Genomic DNA, 13,965 nt, shown 5'->3' with positions numbered 1-13,965 from the left:
CATGCTGTAGGGAAACTATTTTACGGCAGCGCCACCATGGCGGTGATCGTCTTGCCGCCGGGCTCGATCTCGATGCCGAGGCGGGAGCTGAGGCGCTGGACCACCATCCAGCCGTAGCCGCCGGGCCGGCCGCGCTCGGGCCGTGTGGTGCGGGGCACGTCGTGGCTGCGGTCGCTGACCCGCAGCTCCAGGGCGTCGCCGCGCAGCCGGGCGCTGAAGCTGGTGACTCCCCCGCCGTGCTGGAGCGCGTTGGACGTCAGCTCGCTGGCCACGAGCAGGGCGTCGTCGCGCAGGCGTCGCGCCGTGTTCAGCGGCAGGCCGCAGCACACCTCCATCAGCACCGAGCGGACGACGGACCGTACCCCCGCACAGTTGGCGCGCTCTCCTTCGAGGGTCTCGGGAACGCTCATCACGGCGTGATCCTTTCTCTGCACCCGTGCAAACACTGCTCATATGTCGTCGTAAGCCCTCGCGTGCCCGCCTGTTGGAGCCGCACACTCCTCCGTCCGGGCAAAACCCGCATATCCCCGCGGCGTGTTCACATCTGCGGAAAACACCGGCGGACCAGGTGTTTTCGTGTTTTCGGGCGCCATGGGACATGGCGCGTGCACAGGTTGGGGCGGGCTCGGGGATCCGCCTGTCACAAGGTGGCGGTGATGTGGGAGGGTCGCAGGATGGTTCCCGACAGCCCGAGCATCGAACTCACCCAGCAGGAGCGGGTGGTCATCGTCTCGTTCCGCAACACCATCGAACTGGAGGAGCAGGACGAGGCCGGCCTCGCGCTCTCCGACGCGCGGACCGACACCAGCACCGCGGCCACCCTGCTCGACCTCGCCGATCTCACCTTCGCCGACAGCACGCTGCTCAACCTGATCCTGCGCGCGCACGCGGACCACCAGGAGCAGGGGCGGCCGTTCGTCCTGTCCGGCCCGTACCACAGCGGCGTCCAGCGGCTCTTCGAGATCACCGGGGTCACCGAGGTACTGGAGCTGGCCGGTACGCGCGACGAGGGTGTGCGGCGCGTCCAGGAACTTCTCGACATCGGCACGATGCCTCCCGACGGCCCCACGTCCTAGCCGTCGCGGCCCCGCGGGCGAGGCACCGGCCCCCGCGAGCACGGAGGCGCAGGGTTCCCACTGCACAACCCGCGGGGGCCGATGTCACGCCAGTACCCGCCCTTACGCCCCTTATGCCCCCGGACGGTCACGGTCCGTCCGGGGGCCCTCACCCCATTCGCCGCCCTGTTCGCGCGACGGCGGAAGATGCCACGTACACCTGAGGGAGGAACACAGAGAAAAGGGACACAGAGAAAGGGAGAAAACCGTGACCATACCGCTCAGGCCCCTGTTCTGCGGCGCGTTCGCCTTCCTCACCGCCCTGCTCCCAGCCGCGCAGACGGTACACGCGGCACCGCCCCCCGCGCCCGCGCCACCCGCACAGCACCGCGCGGCGTCCGTCGTCGACGACGTCCTCTCCGGCATCAACAGACACCGCGCCGCGGCCGGCTGCCGCCCGGTCCGCGCGCAGGCCGCGCTCAGCCGCTCCGCGCGGGCGCACAGCGCCGACATGGCCCGCCACCGGCGGCTCCAGCATCCCGGGACGAACGGGAGCAGCCCGCGGGAGCGGATGCGGGCCCACGGCTTCCGGGCCGCCTACGCCGGTGAGGCCATCGCCCGCGGCACGGCGAGCGCGGCCTCGGTCGTGAGGCTGTGGATGAACAGCCCCTCCCACCACGACCTCATCCTCACGTGCCGCTTCACGCACGCGGGCGTCGGCCGCGTCGACGGACCGCGCGGACCGTGGTGGACGCTGGACCTGGCGTCGAGGCGATAGCCAGGGCGACGGCGCGAGGCTTCCCGCGACCGACACGCGTCCGGGGCCCGTGCGACACGGGCCCCGGACGGTTCTGGGGAGGTGGTCGCCCTCCCGTCGGCTACTTCTTCTTGCGGCGCGCCAGCGCGATGACGGTCACCAGCGCCACACCCGCCGCGATCAGCATCGCGCGCTTGTCCCGGACCGGCTCGGGGGCCTTGTCCTGCCACACCTGCTGGGCCTGTTCCGCCTTCGCCTTGGCCTGCGCGGTCAGCTCCGAGGCCTTCGCCGCCGTCGTCGCCGACAGCTCCGAGGCCTTCGCCGCCGTCTGCTCCTTGAGCGCGGCGGCCTTCTCCTGCGTACGAGCCTTGACGTCCGCCTTGTCGGCAAGCGCCTGGACCGTGTCGCCCAGTTCGTGCCGGGTCTGCTCGACCTGTTCGCGCAGCTCCTCGGTGCTGGTGGCGGTGGGCTCGTCGTGGGGCGGCTGCGTCATCGCTTGGCACTCTCCTTGATCTCGGCCACATCGGCCTTCACGCTGTCGATGGTCTGCTCGGGGGTGGGGGGCGCGGCCTGGCTGAACTCCTTCTTGCCGGTCAGCGCCAGCACTGCGGTGACCACGCCGAGCACCGCCGTCACGATCAGCGCCGCCGCCCAGACCGGGAGCGGCACCGCCAGCGCGGCGATCGCGGTGGCCACCAGCGCCTGCAGGGTCAGGAAGCCGACGAGGCCGGCGCCGCCGAAGAGGCCCCCGCCCTTGCCGTAACGCTTGCCCTTCTCCTTCATCTCCGCCTGCGCCAGCCGCATCTCACCGCGCACGAGCTGCGTCAACTGCTCCGAGGCACGCTGGACCAGCTCGCCGACGGGCTCCCCGGACGTGCCGGTGGGAACGGTGGTGTGGCCGGGCACGGGCCCGGACGTCTGCCCGGCTGTCCGCCTGGCTGCTGTCTCGTCCATCCTGGGTCCTCCTTTCTGTAGCCGTGCAGTACCCCCGGGCGACCAGGTACCCCCGAAAACGCGGAATTGACACCCCTTCGCCACGTCTTGGCCACGTCGGACGGCGCTCCGGGCCCAGCCCGTGACGGTGCGCACGTCGAGGGTTGACCTAGTGTTGGCGGGGTATCCACTGTTGTCTTTACCTCCCCGCAGCAGCAGTCATCACCGAGGACACGCATGGACGTCGCCGACAACGGCATGGGGGATCCCCGCCCGGCCGGGATCCCGGAGCCCCAGGGCGCCCCGCACGAGGGCGCGCTCGACGGCTTCCGCGCGGCCGCGCTCCTCGTCGACGACGACGGCCGTATCGTCGCCGCCAATGACGCGGCCTGCGCCATGTTCCGCAGGGGCGTCGAGGAGCTGGTCGGTGAGGACGCGCACGACCTGCTGCACCGGGACGACCACGGGCAGGCCATGCCCCGCACCCGCTGCCGCCTGCGCCAGGCGCTGCTGACCGGGAACACCGAGAACGGCGAGGTGGAGTGGTTCGCCCGCAAGGACGGCTCCCTCGTCCGTTCCTCGTGGCTGGTGACGCCCCGCGCGTGCGGGACGGAGCCGGGGGGCACGTTCGTCCTCCTCTACGGGGCCCGGTCGCAGTCCGCGCTCCCGGTCGACGAGCCCGCCGGCCTCCCGGAGCCGCTGACCGAGCTGGACCGGCTGGCGCTGCTCGCCGAGACGACGACCCAGCTCACCTCCACCCTGGACGTCGACGAGGCGCTGCACCGCCTGGCCGCCCTGACCGTGCCGCGCCTCGCGGACTGGGCGGTGATCGACCTGGTCACCGACCGGGGCGAGGTGCGGCGCGCCCTCGTCGTCGAGCGCAAGGACGACCTCCTGGCCGAGCGGGAGGACCTCCAGGGGCCGATGCCGCCCGTGTTCGAGGAGTCGCCCATGCCCCTGTCGCGGGCGCTGCGCGGCGCCGCCTCGTCCCTCGCCACCCCGGCCACCTACCAGGGGCCGCCCGACTCCGGGATCGCCGTCGAGCAGAGCCGCCTGTTCTCGGAGACCGGCATGCACAGCGCCGCCATCGCGCCCATCCGGGGCCTGCGTGACGTGCTCGGCGCCCTGACCCTCGGCCGCTCGCAGCGCCCGGACGCCTTCACCGCGGCCGACCTGCCGCTCCTGGAGGACGTCACCCGCCGCGCGGGCCTCGCGCTGGACAACGCGCGCCTGTACGAGCGTCAGCGCAAGGTCGCCGAGACCATGCAGCGCCATCTGCTGCCCCAGCTGCCGTCCGTGCCCGGGGTGGAGATGTGGGCCCGCTACGTGCCCGCGCCGGACGCGTCCGCCGTCGGCGGCGACTGGTACGACGCGTTCGCCCTGGCCGACGGGGACCACGCCCTCGCCATCGGGGACGTGGTCGGGCACGATCTGGACGCCGCGGCGGGGATGGCGCAGGTCCGCAACATGCTGCGGGCGTTCGCCTGGTCCCGGGCCGGGGCGGCGCCCAGCGCGATCGTCTCCCAGCTCGACGAGGCCGTGCGGCACATCGCCGAGGCGTCCATGGCGACGATGATCCTGGCCAGGCTCGCGGTCGGGGAGGACGACGGTCTGTGGCGGCTGCAGTGGACGAACGCCGGGCATCCGCCGCCGCTGCTCGTCCACCACGACGGCCAGGCCCGGTACCTCACCGACGCGCACGGCCTGCTGCTCGGCACGGGGATCACCAAGGCCCGGCCCGACGCGGTCGCCGTCCTGCCGCCCCGCTCCACCCTCGTCCTGTACACCGACGGCCTCGTGGAGAGCCCGCACCGCTCCATCGACCACGGCCTCGACCAGTTGCGCCGGTACGCCGCCGCGCTCGCCCGGCGCCCTCTCGAGTCCTTCTGCGACACCCTCCTCGACCAGGTGCGCCCGGACGACAACGACGACGACGTCGCCATGCTGGTCCTGCGCACGCCCGCCGCGAAGGACTGACGCGGGTCAGGACGGCCGGAGTCCGCGCAGGAGCAGGTCGACCAGGCGGCGCGGGTCGTAGCGCGGGTCGGTGTCGCGTCCGACGCAGAGGTTGCCGATCCCGCGCAGCAGCTCGTACGGCTGTGTGCCCGGCCTGATCTGGCCGGCGTCGGCGGCGGCGTCGAGCAGGCGGGCGCAGACGGGCAGCAGCCGGTCGAGGAAGGTGGTGTGCAGCGCGGCGAAGCGCTCGCTGTCGGACTGCAGGGCGTCGGCGAGCCCGTGCTTGGTGACCAGGAAGTCGACGAAGAGGTCGACCCACCGGCGCAGCGCGTCCAGCGGGGTTCCCGCGCTCTCCAGGAGCGCCGGGCCGGCTTGCGCGCAGGCCTCGATCTGGTGCTCGTAGACCGCGGTGACGAGGTCGGCCCGGGTCGGGAAGTGCCGGTAGATCGTGGCCATGCCGACGCCCGCCCGCGCCGCGATCTGCCGGATCGGCGCGTCGACGCCGGAGGCCACGAACACCTCGGCGGCGGCGGTGAGCACGGTCTCCCGGTTGCGCTGGGCGTCGGCCCGCTTGCTCCGTACGGGCGGCTCGGTGGGCATCTCGGTCTCCTTCGGCACGCGCCGCCCCCGGGGCAAGGGGAGCGGCGTTCCGTTTCACCGTAGCGGATGCGGCTCCTCCGCAGCGTCGCCGGTCTCCCGCAGATGCGCGTGGAGCCGGGCGGCCTGACGGGTGAGGTGGTCGCGCTCCGGGAAGGGTTTCTCGCGTGGCATGTTCGAATACATGTTCGGTATCGTTCTCGTGGGAGGTGGCTGTGATGCCCAGGACTGACGTCGAGGCGACGGTGATGCACGTACGCGTGCCCGCGGGCCTGCCGGAACCCGCCTACCGGGACGTCCTCGAGACGCTCGCGGGGATATCGCCCGTGGTGCAGGCCCTGCCGCCGGGCGCCGCCGTCGTGGAGCTGCGCGGCGCGCTGCGCTACCACGGGGTGCCCGCGCTGCGCCTCGCCGAGCGGGCACGGGTGCGTTCGCTGGCCCGGTTCTCGGTCGACCTGCGGATCGGACTCGCCCCGACCTGGGCGGTGGCGGCCACCGCGTCCGCGCGGGCCCCCGAGCACGGCGGCATCGTCGCCGTCGCGCCCGACGAGGTCGAGGGCTTCCTCGCGCCGCTGCCCGTCGCCGAGCTGCACGGCGTCGGGCCCGCGCACGCCGCCGCGCTCACCGACTACGGCATCCACACCGTCGGCATGCTCGCCGCGCTGCCCCTCGCCACGATCCAGCGGGTGCTCGGCGGCCGGCCGGGCCGCCTCGCCCACGACCGCGCCCGCGGCATCGACCCCCGCCCGGTCACCCCGAGGACGCTGCCGATGTCGGCGGCCGTACGGCACCGGTTCGAGCGGCAGGTGATGGACGGCGCCACCGTCCGCGCCCGCCTCCTCGACCTGGTCGTACGGCTCGCCGCCACCCTGCGCACCCGCGACCAGGTCGCCCGCGGCCTCACCCTGCAACTGGACTTCGCCGGGGACGCCCGCTGGACCAGGACGCTGCGCCTGCCCGAGCCCTCCGCCCACGACGAGGACCTGCGCACCGCCGCCTACCGGCTGATGGACCGCGCGGGTCTGCAGCGCGGCCGCCTCGTCGGGCTGCTGGTCCGCGCCGAGGACCTGGTCGCCGCGAGCGCCGCGGCCGAGCAGATCAGCCTCGACCGCGGCCGTGAGATGCGGCTGCGCGCCGAGCAGGCCGTCGACCGCGCCAACCGGCGCTTCGGGGACGGCAGCGTCGGTCCCGCCGCGCTGCTGCACAAGGCGGCGTGATCCGGCCGTGGACACCGACGCCGGGCAGTCGGCGGCGGGCGACCGGCTGACGCAGCTCGAGTTCCTCAAGCGCGTGCAGGAACGCGACCTCGCCCGCACCCAGCGCTGGATCGAGGACGAGAAGCGGCGCCGCGCGGAACAGGCGCGCGGTGCGGCCGCCCGCCCGGAGCCCCCCGAGTGGCTGCTCGAAGTGGGGCTGACCGGGCGCGCCGCCGTCTACGTCCACGCGGGCCACTGCCACATGGCGGGCAAGCGCTCCCGCCCCCTCACGGCCGACCAGGCGCGCGACGCGCTGCACAACGGACCCGTCCCGGCGTGCGTGCACTGCCGCCCGGACACGGCACTCGGTCTGGGCCTCAACAGTTGAGCACCTGACCGTCCGCCGTCCGACCGCCGTCGGCCGGTCGCTCTTCGCTGCCATTCAGCCGAATGGCCCCCCGTCAGTGAGGCACCTGCCACCGTGGGCACACGTAGGTGCAAGCACACACACATATGAGCGGACGGGACGGTTGATGGCGACCACAGGTCAGGCACGAGCGGGCACACGGCCCCGCTCCATCCAGCTCCCCGGCATCGTCCTCGGGGTGGGGCTCGGGGGATTCGTCGACGGCATCCTGCTGCATCAGCTCCTCCAGTGGCACCACATGCTGACCAGCACCAACACCGACAGGATCGGGGTGAAGTACTACCCGGCGAACACCGTCGACGGGCTCGAGATGAACACCGTGTGGGACGGCGTCTTCCACGTCGTCTGCTGGGTCGCGGTCATCCTCGGCCTGGGCATCCTGTACGCGCGGGTCACCCACGACCGTCGCCGGGTGTGGACCTCACGGGTGCTGTGGGGCTGGATCCTCGTCGGATGGGGCCTGTTCAACCTCGTCGAGGGCCTCCTGGACCACCAGATCCTCGGCATCCACCACGTGCACGGCGGCCCGCACCAGATCTGGTGGGACATGGCGTTCCTCCTCCTCGGCGTCCTGCTGATCGCCGGCGGCTACCTGTGGCAGCGCTCCGGGCGCCCCTTCGACCCCGAGCCCGGGAGCGCGCACGCCGAAGACACCGTCCGGCAGGTGTGATGAACCACGACACGCACCACCCCATGCCCGAGCCGGGCGCGGGCACCCACGCGGCGGCGGTGCTGCTGCCCGCGCTCGCCCTCGTCCTGCTCGCCGGTACCTATCTCCTCCTGACCCGGCGGGCCCGGCGCCGCAACCCCGTGCAGGGCTGGAGCCACCTGCGGACAGTGAGTTTCCTGACCGGGTGTCTCCTGCTCGCCGTCGCCCTGCTGCCGCCGCTGGCCCCCTTCGCGCACGGGGACTTCCGCGGACACATGGCGCAACACATGCTCGTCGGCATGTTCGCGCCGCTGGCCCTCGTGCTCGGCGCACCGGTCAGTCTGGTGCTGCGCACCCTGCCCGCCGCACAGGCCCGCACCCTCACCGCCGTGCTGCACAGCCGCCCGGCGCGCTTCGTCGCCCATCCGGTGAGCGCGCTCGTCCTCAGCACCGGCACCCTCGCGGTCCTGTACTTCACCCCGCTCTACAACGCGACCATGGACCGGCCCGTCCTGCACTGGCTGATGCACGCGCACTTCCTGCTCTCCGGCTGCCTGTTCGCCTGGGTCGTCGCGGGCCCCGACCCGGCCCCGGCGAGGCCGGGCGTGCCCGCGCGGCTCGTCGTCCTCGGCGTCGCCGTCGCCGCCCACGCGACGATCTCGCAGCTCATGTACGGCGGCTTCCTCATCGACGTACGCGCGCCGGTCGAGGAGGTGCAGGCGGGCGCCCAACTCATGTACTACGGCGGCGACATCGCGGAACTGCTCCTCGCCGCGGCCCTCGTCGCGACGTGGCGGCCCGAGCGGCGACGGCGGCCACGGACGGACACCGTGCCGACGGCCGCGTAGGGCATAGGATCCGCGCGTGGAGACGACATGAGCAGCGCCCTACTCGTGATGGACGTCCAGCAGGCCATCGTGGACGCGGCGGTCGACGACCCCGCCTACCTGCCCCGGCTGCGCAGGGCCATCGACGGGGCGCGGCGCGCGGACATCCCCGTGATCTACGTGGTCATCGCGCTGCGCCCCGGCTTCCCCGAGGTCGGCACGTACAACAGGGCGCTCGCCGCCATCAAGAAGGCCGGCCTGTACGTCGAGGGCGCGCCCGGCACCCGGATCCACCCCGCGATCGCACCGCTGCCGGGTGACGTGGTGGTCACCAAGCGGCGGGCGAGCGCGTTCTCGGGCAGCGACCTCGACGTGGTGCTGCGCTCGCGCGGCATCGACCGTCTCGTCCTGAGCGGCATCGCCACCAGCGCCGTGGTCCTGTCCACGGTGTGCCAGGCGAACGACCTGGACTTCGGGCTGACCGTCCTCGCCGACGGCTGCATGGACCCCGACCCCGAGGTGCACCGGGTCCTCACCGAGCGACTGTTCCCGCAGTGGGCGGACGTCGTCACCGTCGACACGTGGATCGGGGCCGTCGCGCCGACGGCCTGAGGGGCGCGGCGCGGCGGTCGCCGGTGCCACCAGCGAATACGCCCGGCCAAGGGGCGGATCGGCCCGCTTTCACGACGATCGGCGGGGTAAGGACGTATCCATGAGGACTGCGCGATGAGCGACAAGACGGAGGAACACCTCCTCGACGGGTTGAGCGTCGACGACTCCCAGCCGGAGCGGCCCATACTCCTGGACGAGGACGGACGTCCCCTGCGCACCTGGCGCGAGAACTATCCGTACACGAGCAAGATGAAGCGCGCGGAGTACGAACGGCAAAAACGCCTCCTGCAGATCGAGCTGCTCAAGCTGCAGAAGTCGATCCGCGACCAGGGGCAGCGCGTCATCGTGGTCTGCGAGGGGCGGGACGCCGCCGGCAAGGGCGGCACCATCAAACGCTTCACCGAGCGGCTCAACCCGCGTGGCGCGCGCGTGGTCGCCCTGGACAAACCGACCGAGCGGGAGGCTGGCCAGTGGTACTTCCAGCGCTACGTCACCCATCTGCCGAGCGCCGGGGAGATCGTCTTCTTCGACCGGTCCTGGTACAACCGGGCGGGCGTCGAGCCCGTCATGGGGTTCTGCACCCCGCGGGAGCACCAGCAGTTCCTCCAGCAGGCGCCGCAGTTCGAGAAGATGCTGACCGACGACGGCATCATCCTGATCAAGTTCTGGTTCTCGGTCTCCCGCGCCGAGCAGCGCACCCGGTTCGCGATCCGGCAGGTCGACCCCGTGCGCCAGTGGAAGCTCTCCCCCACGGACGTCGCCTCCCTGGACCTGTGGGACGCCTACACCAAGGCGAAGGTGGAGATGTTCCGGGCCACGGACACCGACCACGCGCCGTGGACCGTGGTGAAGACCAACGACAAGCGCCGCGGCCGCCTTGAGGCGATGCGCCACCTCCTGCTGCGGTGCGACTACGAGTCCCGGGACGAGGACGCGGTCGGCAAGCTGGACCCACTGGTCATCGGCCCCGCCGACACCCTCCTGGAGGCGGGCGAGGACCCGACGGACCTGTCGCCCAGCAGGATCGCCGGACACGTCGAGGGCCGGGGCCAGCACCCCTGACCCCGGCTCACCGGAAACGCGAGGGCGGGGCGCCGAACGCGCGGGAGAAGGCCGCGGTGAACGCGGCGGGCGAGGCGTAGCCGAGCCGGCCGGCGACCTCGGTCACGCTCAGCGCCGGCAGGAGCGGCAGGCTCGCGAGGAGACGGGCGCGGGCGCGCCAGGTCGCGGGGCTCGTGCCGGTCAGCGTACGGAAGCGGCGGTCGAAGGTGCGTGTGCTCATCGCCGCCGCCCGCGCCCACTCGGCGGTGGTGAGCGAGGCGTCGGGCGCGGCGAGATAGGCGCGGCACAGGGTACGGAACGGCTCGTCGCGCGGCAGGGAGATCGCGAACGGTACGGGCGCCGTCCGGCGCAGTTCGTGCAGGGCGAGGCGGACGAGGGCTCCGTCGCGTCCGGCGGTGTCGTAGTCGGCATCGAGGTCGTTCGCCGCGCGCAGCAGCTCGCGCAGGAGCGGGCCGACCTCGATCACCGTGCACGTGACCGGCCACCACGGGACGGCGTCCGGCTCGATGTAGAGGCTCCAGGTGGTGACGCCGACCATGCGGACCTCGTGCGCGACATGCGGCGGGATCATCACGGCCCGGTCGGTGGGCACGGTCCACGCGCCCTCGTCCGTCTCGACCTGCATCGTGCCGCTCGCGCCGTAGAGGAGCTGCGCCCGGCGGTGCGTGTGGCGGCGCAGCAGATGGTCCGGCGGGTAGGCGGTCCCGATGGGGAGCACGTCGACCGGCAGGTGGTCGTAGGCGTCGACGGAGGTGTTGCGCACGGCGGGCAGTCTAGGCAGTCACGTGGCTGACACGCGAAAGCATCGGTCGCGATGTCGATTGCCGGTCAGTCCGGCGGCGCGGTGCAATCGAGTGGTGTCTCCACCTGATCTCTCTTCGTTCCTCGTCCTCCTCCTCGTCGGTCTCCTCGTCGGGGTGACCACCGTCCTCTTCGGCTTCGGCGGCGGCTTCGTGACCGTCCCGGTGATCACCGTGGCGGACGCCGCGCTCGGCGGGGACGCGGTACGCGTCGCCACGGCGACGTCCGCCCTGGTCATGCTCGTCAACGCCGTCGTCGCCACCCTCGCCACCCGGCGCGAGACCCTCGCCCGCCTGCGGGGGCGCGGGGCGCTGTTCGTCCTGCTCGGCGTCGGCGGCGCGCTCGGCGCCGCCGTCGCCCGCACCGCGCCGGGTGCCGTCATCCGCTGGGGCTTCGTGCTCTACGTGGCGGTGACCGCGGTCGATCTGCTCGCGCGCCCGGGGTTCCTGCGGCCCGCGCCCGCGGCGCCCGGAACCGCCCGCGCCCACGGGGTGCCGACCGGTCTCGGGCTGCCGATCGGCGGGATCGCCGCCTTCCTGGGCGTCGGCGGCAGCGTGCTGACCGTGCCGCTGATGCGGCGCGCGGGGGCGCCGATGCCGATCGCCGCCGCGCTCGCGAACCCCCTCACCCTGGTGATCGTCGCCCCCGCCCTGCTCGTCTCCCTGCTGACGCGCGGGCACGTCCCCGGCGGGGCGGGGCTCGTGGGCTCGGTGGACGTCGTCTCCGCGCTCGCGCTGCTCGCCGGGTCGCTGCCGGTGGTCGTGGCGCTGCGCCGCCGTCCGCCGCGCATCCCCGAGGCGGTGCACGCGGGGACGTACATCGCCCTGCTGGTGGCGGCGGGGGCCACGGTGGCGGTCACGGGCTGAGCCCGTGCGCTCAGCGGGGTCTGCGGATCCTGATCGGGCCCCGGACCTCGTCCGCCGTCACGGGCTCACCGCCCTGGGTGATCTCGACCTCGCCCGCATCGACGAGGCGCCGGGCGGCGCGGCGCGCGGGCTCCATCAGAGCGCGCCAACCCTCGCCGTCGCCGGTGTGGACCGCGCGGGCGGCGTCGGACGGGCAGATCGAGGAGGTCGGCGCGCGACGGTCGAGGAGGTCCAGGATGGCCCGCTCCAGACGCCGCCCGATAGCGCCCTCTTCTCCGCTGTCGTCGGTCACCGCTCCAGTGTGGCACCGGCGTCTTGTCCCGGCCGCCCGCCGAGGGAGGCGATCGCGTGGGCGGAGTACCCGGCCGCCCGCAGGAGGCGGGTGTCGCGGTCGAGGTCCGGCAGGTAGCCGAGGAGGACGTCGGCGGGGCCGGTGATCTCCACGTCGGCGCAGACGGCCGGCAGCAGGAGCGTCTCCGCCCGGCCGAGCCGGCCGCTCCAGCCGCCGCTGCGGACCTCCACAGGGGCGCCCACGTTGCTGAGGATCTGCGCGGTGGTGAAGGAGTGGCGCAGGGGTGCGGCGGTCCCGGCCCGCCAGCGTTCGAGGGCGAAGTAGGGGCCCATGCAGAGGAAGACCCGCTCGACGGCGTCGTCGACCGCGATGCTCAGCCCGGGGATGAAGTCGGGCCGGGTCTCCAGGTCGACCTCGCGCATCAGCATGTCGAGGTGGGACGCGAAGTCGGCGTCGGACACGGGTGAGCCGTCCTCCATGGTCCAGCGCATGGCGTGCTGCTGGATGTCGGAGGTCTGCTCGATCTCGTACACGAGGGTCCGCGGGCCGAAGCTGTGCAGCGTGCCGCCGGGCACGTACAGCGTCTCGCCCGCACGGACCGGCAGCCTGCGCAGCACCGCGTCGAAGTCCTGCGCCTCGAGCGCGGCACGCAACTGCGGTGCGCTCACCCCGGCCTTGACGCCGCACAGGGCGGTGGCGCCGGGTGCGGCGTCGAGGATGTGCCACGCCTCGGTCTTGCCGTTGGGTTCGCCCTCCAGGCGCCGGGCGGCCTCGTCGTCGGCGTGCAGATGGACGGGCAGGGTGCCGGAGGCGTCGATGAACTTCGTGAGCACCGGGAAGCGCGCGCCGCTCCAGCCGGGGCCCATGAGGTCTTCCGGGTGGTCGGCCACCACCTGGCGCAGGGTGCGTCCGGTCAGCGGGCCCTCCGTCACCACTCCCCCGGCGCCGTCGACGTCGCTGCACTCCCAGGTCTCGGCGATGCTCCAGTCCGGGATGCCGGTCTTGCCGAGGTGGCGGGCGATGGCGTGCCCGCCGAAGACGAGCGGCCTGGCCATGGCGGTCAGCCGCAGCGGGGAGAGCGGGGCGGCGCTCACAGGATCGGCTGGCCGCCGGTGACGGCGATCCGGGCGCCGGAGACGTAACTGGCCTCGTCGGAGGCGAGCATGACGTAGACGGCGGCGAGTTCGGCGGGCTGCCCGGGGCGGCCGAGCGGCACCTGCTTGCCGAAGCTCTCCACCTGGTCCGGCGGCATGGTCGCCGGGATGAGCGGCGTCCAGATGGGCCCGGGCGCGACGCTGTTGACGCGGATGCCCTGCGGGCCGAGCAGTTGCGACAGGGAGCCGGCCATGTTGGCGATCCCGGCCTTGGTGACGTTGTACGGGAGCAGCTGCGGCGGCGGGGTGTCGGAGTTGACCGAGGTGGTGCCGATGATCACCGATCCCGGCCGCATGTGCGGCACGGCCGCCTTGGTCAGGTGGAAGAACGCGCTGAGGTTGATGGCAAGGGTGCGGTCCCACTCCTCGTCGGGGATGTCGCCGACGGACTCCCGGGTCATCTGGAACGCGGCGTTGCTGACCAGGACGTCCACGCGGCCGAACTCCTCGACCGCCGTGGCCACGATCGAGCGGCAGTGCGCCGGGTCCGCCACGTCGCCGGGGACGAGCACGCACCTGCGGCCCGCCTCCTCCACCCACCGCCGGGTCTCCTCGGCGTCCTCGTGCTCGTCGAGGTAGGAGATCATGAGATCGGCGCCCTCGCGCGCGTAGGCGATCGCCACCGCGCGGCCGATGCCGCTGTCCCCGCCCGTGATGACGGCGGTCTTGCCGGTGAGCCGTCCCGAACCCCGGTAGCTCTCCTCCCCGTGGTCGGGGCGCGGGTCCATGGCGGAGGTGAGGCCGGGCGGTTCCTGCTGCTGGGGCGAGGGGGACATGGTGC

The 13,965-nt window shown here is 73.1% G+C and carries 18 protein-coding genes; 10 read left to right on the top strand and 8 right to left on the bottom strand.

The window, feature by feature from the left end; genetic code table 11:
- Positions 1-20 precede the first annotated feature (20 nt).
- Positions 21-410: an ATP-binding protein gene (locus ABZ877_RS01045; protein WP_361062167.1), complete on the bottom strand. Its 390-nt coding sequence runs from the start codon at positions 408-410 to the stop codon at positions 21-23.
- Positions 411-674: 264 nt separating this feature from the next.
- On the opposite strand from ABZ877_RS01045, the gene ABZ877_RS01040 reads away from it, so the two are divergent.
- Complete coding sequence (locus ABZ877_RS01040) at positions 675-1,076, top strand: STAS domain-containing protein (protein WP_361062164.1); 402 nt, start codon at positions 675-677, stop codon at positions 1,074-1,076.
- A 247-nt stretch (positions 1,077-1,323) separates the two neighbouring features.
- Complete coding sequence (locus tag ABZ877_RS01035) at positions 1,324-1,833, top strand: CAP domain-containing protein (protein ID WP_361062162.1); 510 nt, start codon at positions 1,324-1,326, stop codon at positions 1,831-1,833.
- A 100-nt stretch (positions 1,834-1,933) separates the two neighbouring features.
- On the opposite strand, the gene ABZ877_RS01030 is transcribed toward ABZ877_RS01035, so the two are convergent.
- Together ABZ877_RS01030 and ABZ877_RS01025 are read right to left on the bottom strand one after the other, a co-directional pair.
- Positions 1,934-2,305 (bottom strand): DUF3618 domain-containing protein, encoded by a 372-nt coding sequence (locus ABZ877_RS01030; protein ID WP_361062159.1) that lies wholly within the window; start codon positions 2,303-2,305, stop codon positions 1,934-1,936.
- A complete protein-coding gene (locus ABZ877_RS01025; protein ID WP_361062156.1) occupies positions 2,302-2,766 on the bottom strand; it encodes a phage holin family protein in 465 nt (154 codons plus the stop codon). The genes ABZ877_RS01030 and ABZ877_RS01025 overlap by 4 nt, the downstream gene beginning before the upstream one ends.
- A 216-nt stretch (positions 2,767-2,982) precedes the next feature.
- On the opposite strand from ABZ877_RS01025, the gene ABZ877_RS01020 reads away from it, so the two are divergent.
- The gene (locus tag ABZ877_RS01020) at positions 2,983-4,722 is read left to right on the top strand and encodes a SpoIIE family protein phosphatase (RefSeq protein ID WP_361062153.1); all 1,740 of its coding nucleotides are present in this window, start codon (positions 2,983-2,985) and stop codon (positions 4,720-4,722) included.
- Between the two features lie 6 nt (positions 4,723-4,728).
- On the opposite strand, the gene ABZ877_RS01015 is transcribed toward ABZ877_RS01020, so the two are convergent.
- Positions 4,729-5,301: a TetR/AcrR family transcriptional regulator gene (locus ABZ877_RS01015; protein WP_361062150.1), complete on the bottom strand. Its 573-nt coding sequence runs from the start codon at positions 5,299-5,301 to the stop codon at positions 4,729-4,731.
- Positions 5,302-5,516: 215 nt separating this feature from the next.
- Between ABZ877_RS01015 and ABZ877_RS01010 the strand changes: the two genes are divergently transcribed.
- From ABZ877_RS01010 to ppk2, 6 genes are all read left to right on the top strand, one after another.
- Entirely contained in the window at positions 5,517-6,515 is a 999-nt protein-coding gene (locus tag ABZ877_RS01010) for a hypothetical protein (protein WP_361062147.1), read from the top strand.
- Positions 6,516-6,522: 7 nt separating this feature from the next.
- Positions 6,523-6,882 carry a DUF6233 domain-containing protein gene (locus tag ABZ877_RS01005; protein ID WP_361062144.1) on the top strand — a complete coding sequence of 120 codons (360 nt, stop codon included), beginning with the start codon at positions 6,523-6,525 and terminating at the stop codon, positions 6,880-6,882.
- Positions 6,883-7,027: 145 nt separating this feature from the next.
- Positions 7,028-7,591, top strand: coding sequence for a DUF2243 domain-containing protein (locus tag ABZ877_RS01000; protein ID WP_361062141.1), 564 nt, complete (start codon positions 7,028-7,030; stop codon positions 7,589-7,591).
- 23 nt (positions 7,592-7,614) lie between these two features.
- Positions 7,615-8,418, top strand: a complete 804-nt coding sequence (locus tag ABZ877_RS00995) for a cytochrome c oxidase assembly protein (protein ID WP_361062856.1) — start codon at positions 7,615-7,617, stop codon at positions 8,416-8,418.
- Positions 8,419-8,445: 27 nt separating this feature from the next.
- Positions 8,446-9,009: a cysteine hydrolase gene (locus tag ABZ877_RS00990; RefSeq protein WP_361062138.1), complete on the top strand. Its 564-nt coding sequence runs from the start codon at positions 8,446-8,448 to the stop codon at positions 9,007-9,009.
- Between the two features lie 114 nt (positions 9,010-9,123).
- A complete protein-coding gene (gene ppk2, locus ABZ877_RS00985) occupies positions 9,124-10,071 on the top strand; it encodes a polyphosphate kinase 2 (protein WP_361062135.1) in 948 nt (315 codons plus the stop codon).
- 7 nt (positions 10,072-10,078) lie between these two features.
- Here the strand turns inward: ppk2 and ABZ877_RS00980 are convergent, their stop codons facing one another.
- Positions 10,079-10,834 carry a helix-turn-helix transcriptional regulator gene (locus tag ABZ877_RS00980; RefSeq protein WP_361062132.1) on the bottom strand — a complete coding sequence of 252 codons (756 nt, stop codon included), beginning with the start codon at positions 10,832-10,834 and terminating at the stop codon, positions 10,079-10,081.
- 94 nt (positions 10,835-10,928) lie between these two features.
- Here ABZ877_RS00980 and ABZ877_RS00975 point away from each other — a divergent pair, with 94 nt between their 5' ends.
- On the top strand, positions 10,929-11,738 hold the full coding sequence (locus ABZ877_RS00975; protein ID WP_361062129.1) for a sulfite exporter TauE/SafE family protein: 810 nt from the start codon (positions 10,929-10,931) through the stop codon (positions 11,736-11,738).
- Positions 11,739-11,748: 10 nt separating this feature from the next.
- Here the strand turns inward: ABZ877_RS00975 and ABZ877_RS00970 are convergent, their stop codons facing one another.
- Genes ABZ877_RS00970 through ABZ877_RS00960 form a run of 3 tightly spaced genes read right to left on the bottom strand, consistent with a single transcriptional unit; the run spans position 11,749 to position 13,960 of the window.
- Positions 11,749-12,030, bottom strand: coding sequence for a DUF3253 domain-containing protein (locus ABZ877_RS00970; RefSeq protein WP_361062126.1), 282 nt, complete (start codon positions 12,028-12,030; stop codon positions 11,749-11,751).
- On the bottom strand, positions 12,027-13,085 hold the full coding sequence (locus ABZ877_RS00965; RefSeq protein WP_361062853.1) for a mannose-6-phosphate isomerase: 1,059 nt from the start codon (positions 13,083-13,085) through the stop codon (positions 12,027-12,029). Before ABZ877_RS00965 ends, ABZ877_RS00970 begins: the two co-directional genes overlap by 4 nt.
- A 35-nt stretch (positions 13,086-13,120) precedes the next feature.
- Positions 13,121-13,960, bottom strand: a complete 840-nt coding sequence (locus tag ABZ877_RS00960; protein WP_361062123.1) for an SDR family oxidoreductase — start codon at positions 13,958-13,960, stop codon at positions 13,121-13,123.
- Between the last annotated feature and the right edge of the window lie 5 nt (positions 13,961-13,965).

The sequence above is a fragment of the Streptomyces sp. NPDC046939 genome (assembly GCF_040644575.1).
Classification (GTDB): domain Bacteria; phylum Actinomycetota; class Actinomycetes; order Streptomycetales; family Streptomycetaceae; genus Streptomyces.
The sequence above is the reverse complement of the archived record's forward strand: the minus strand, read 5'-3'. Positions and strand labels throughout refer to the sequence as shown.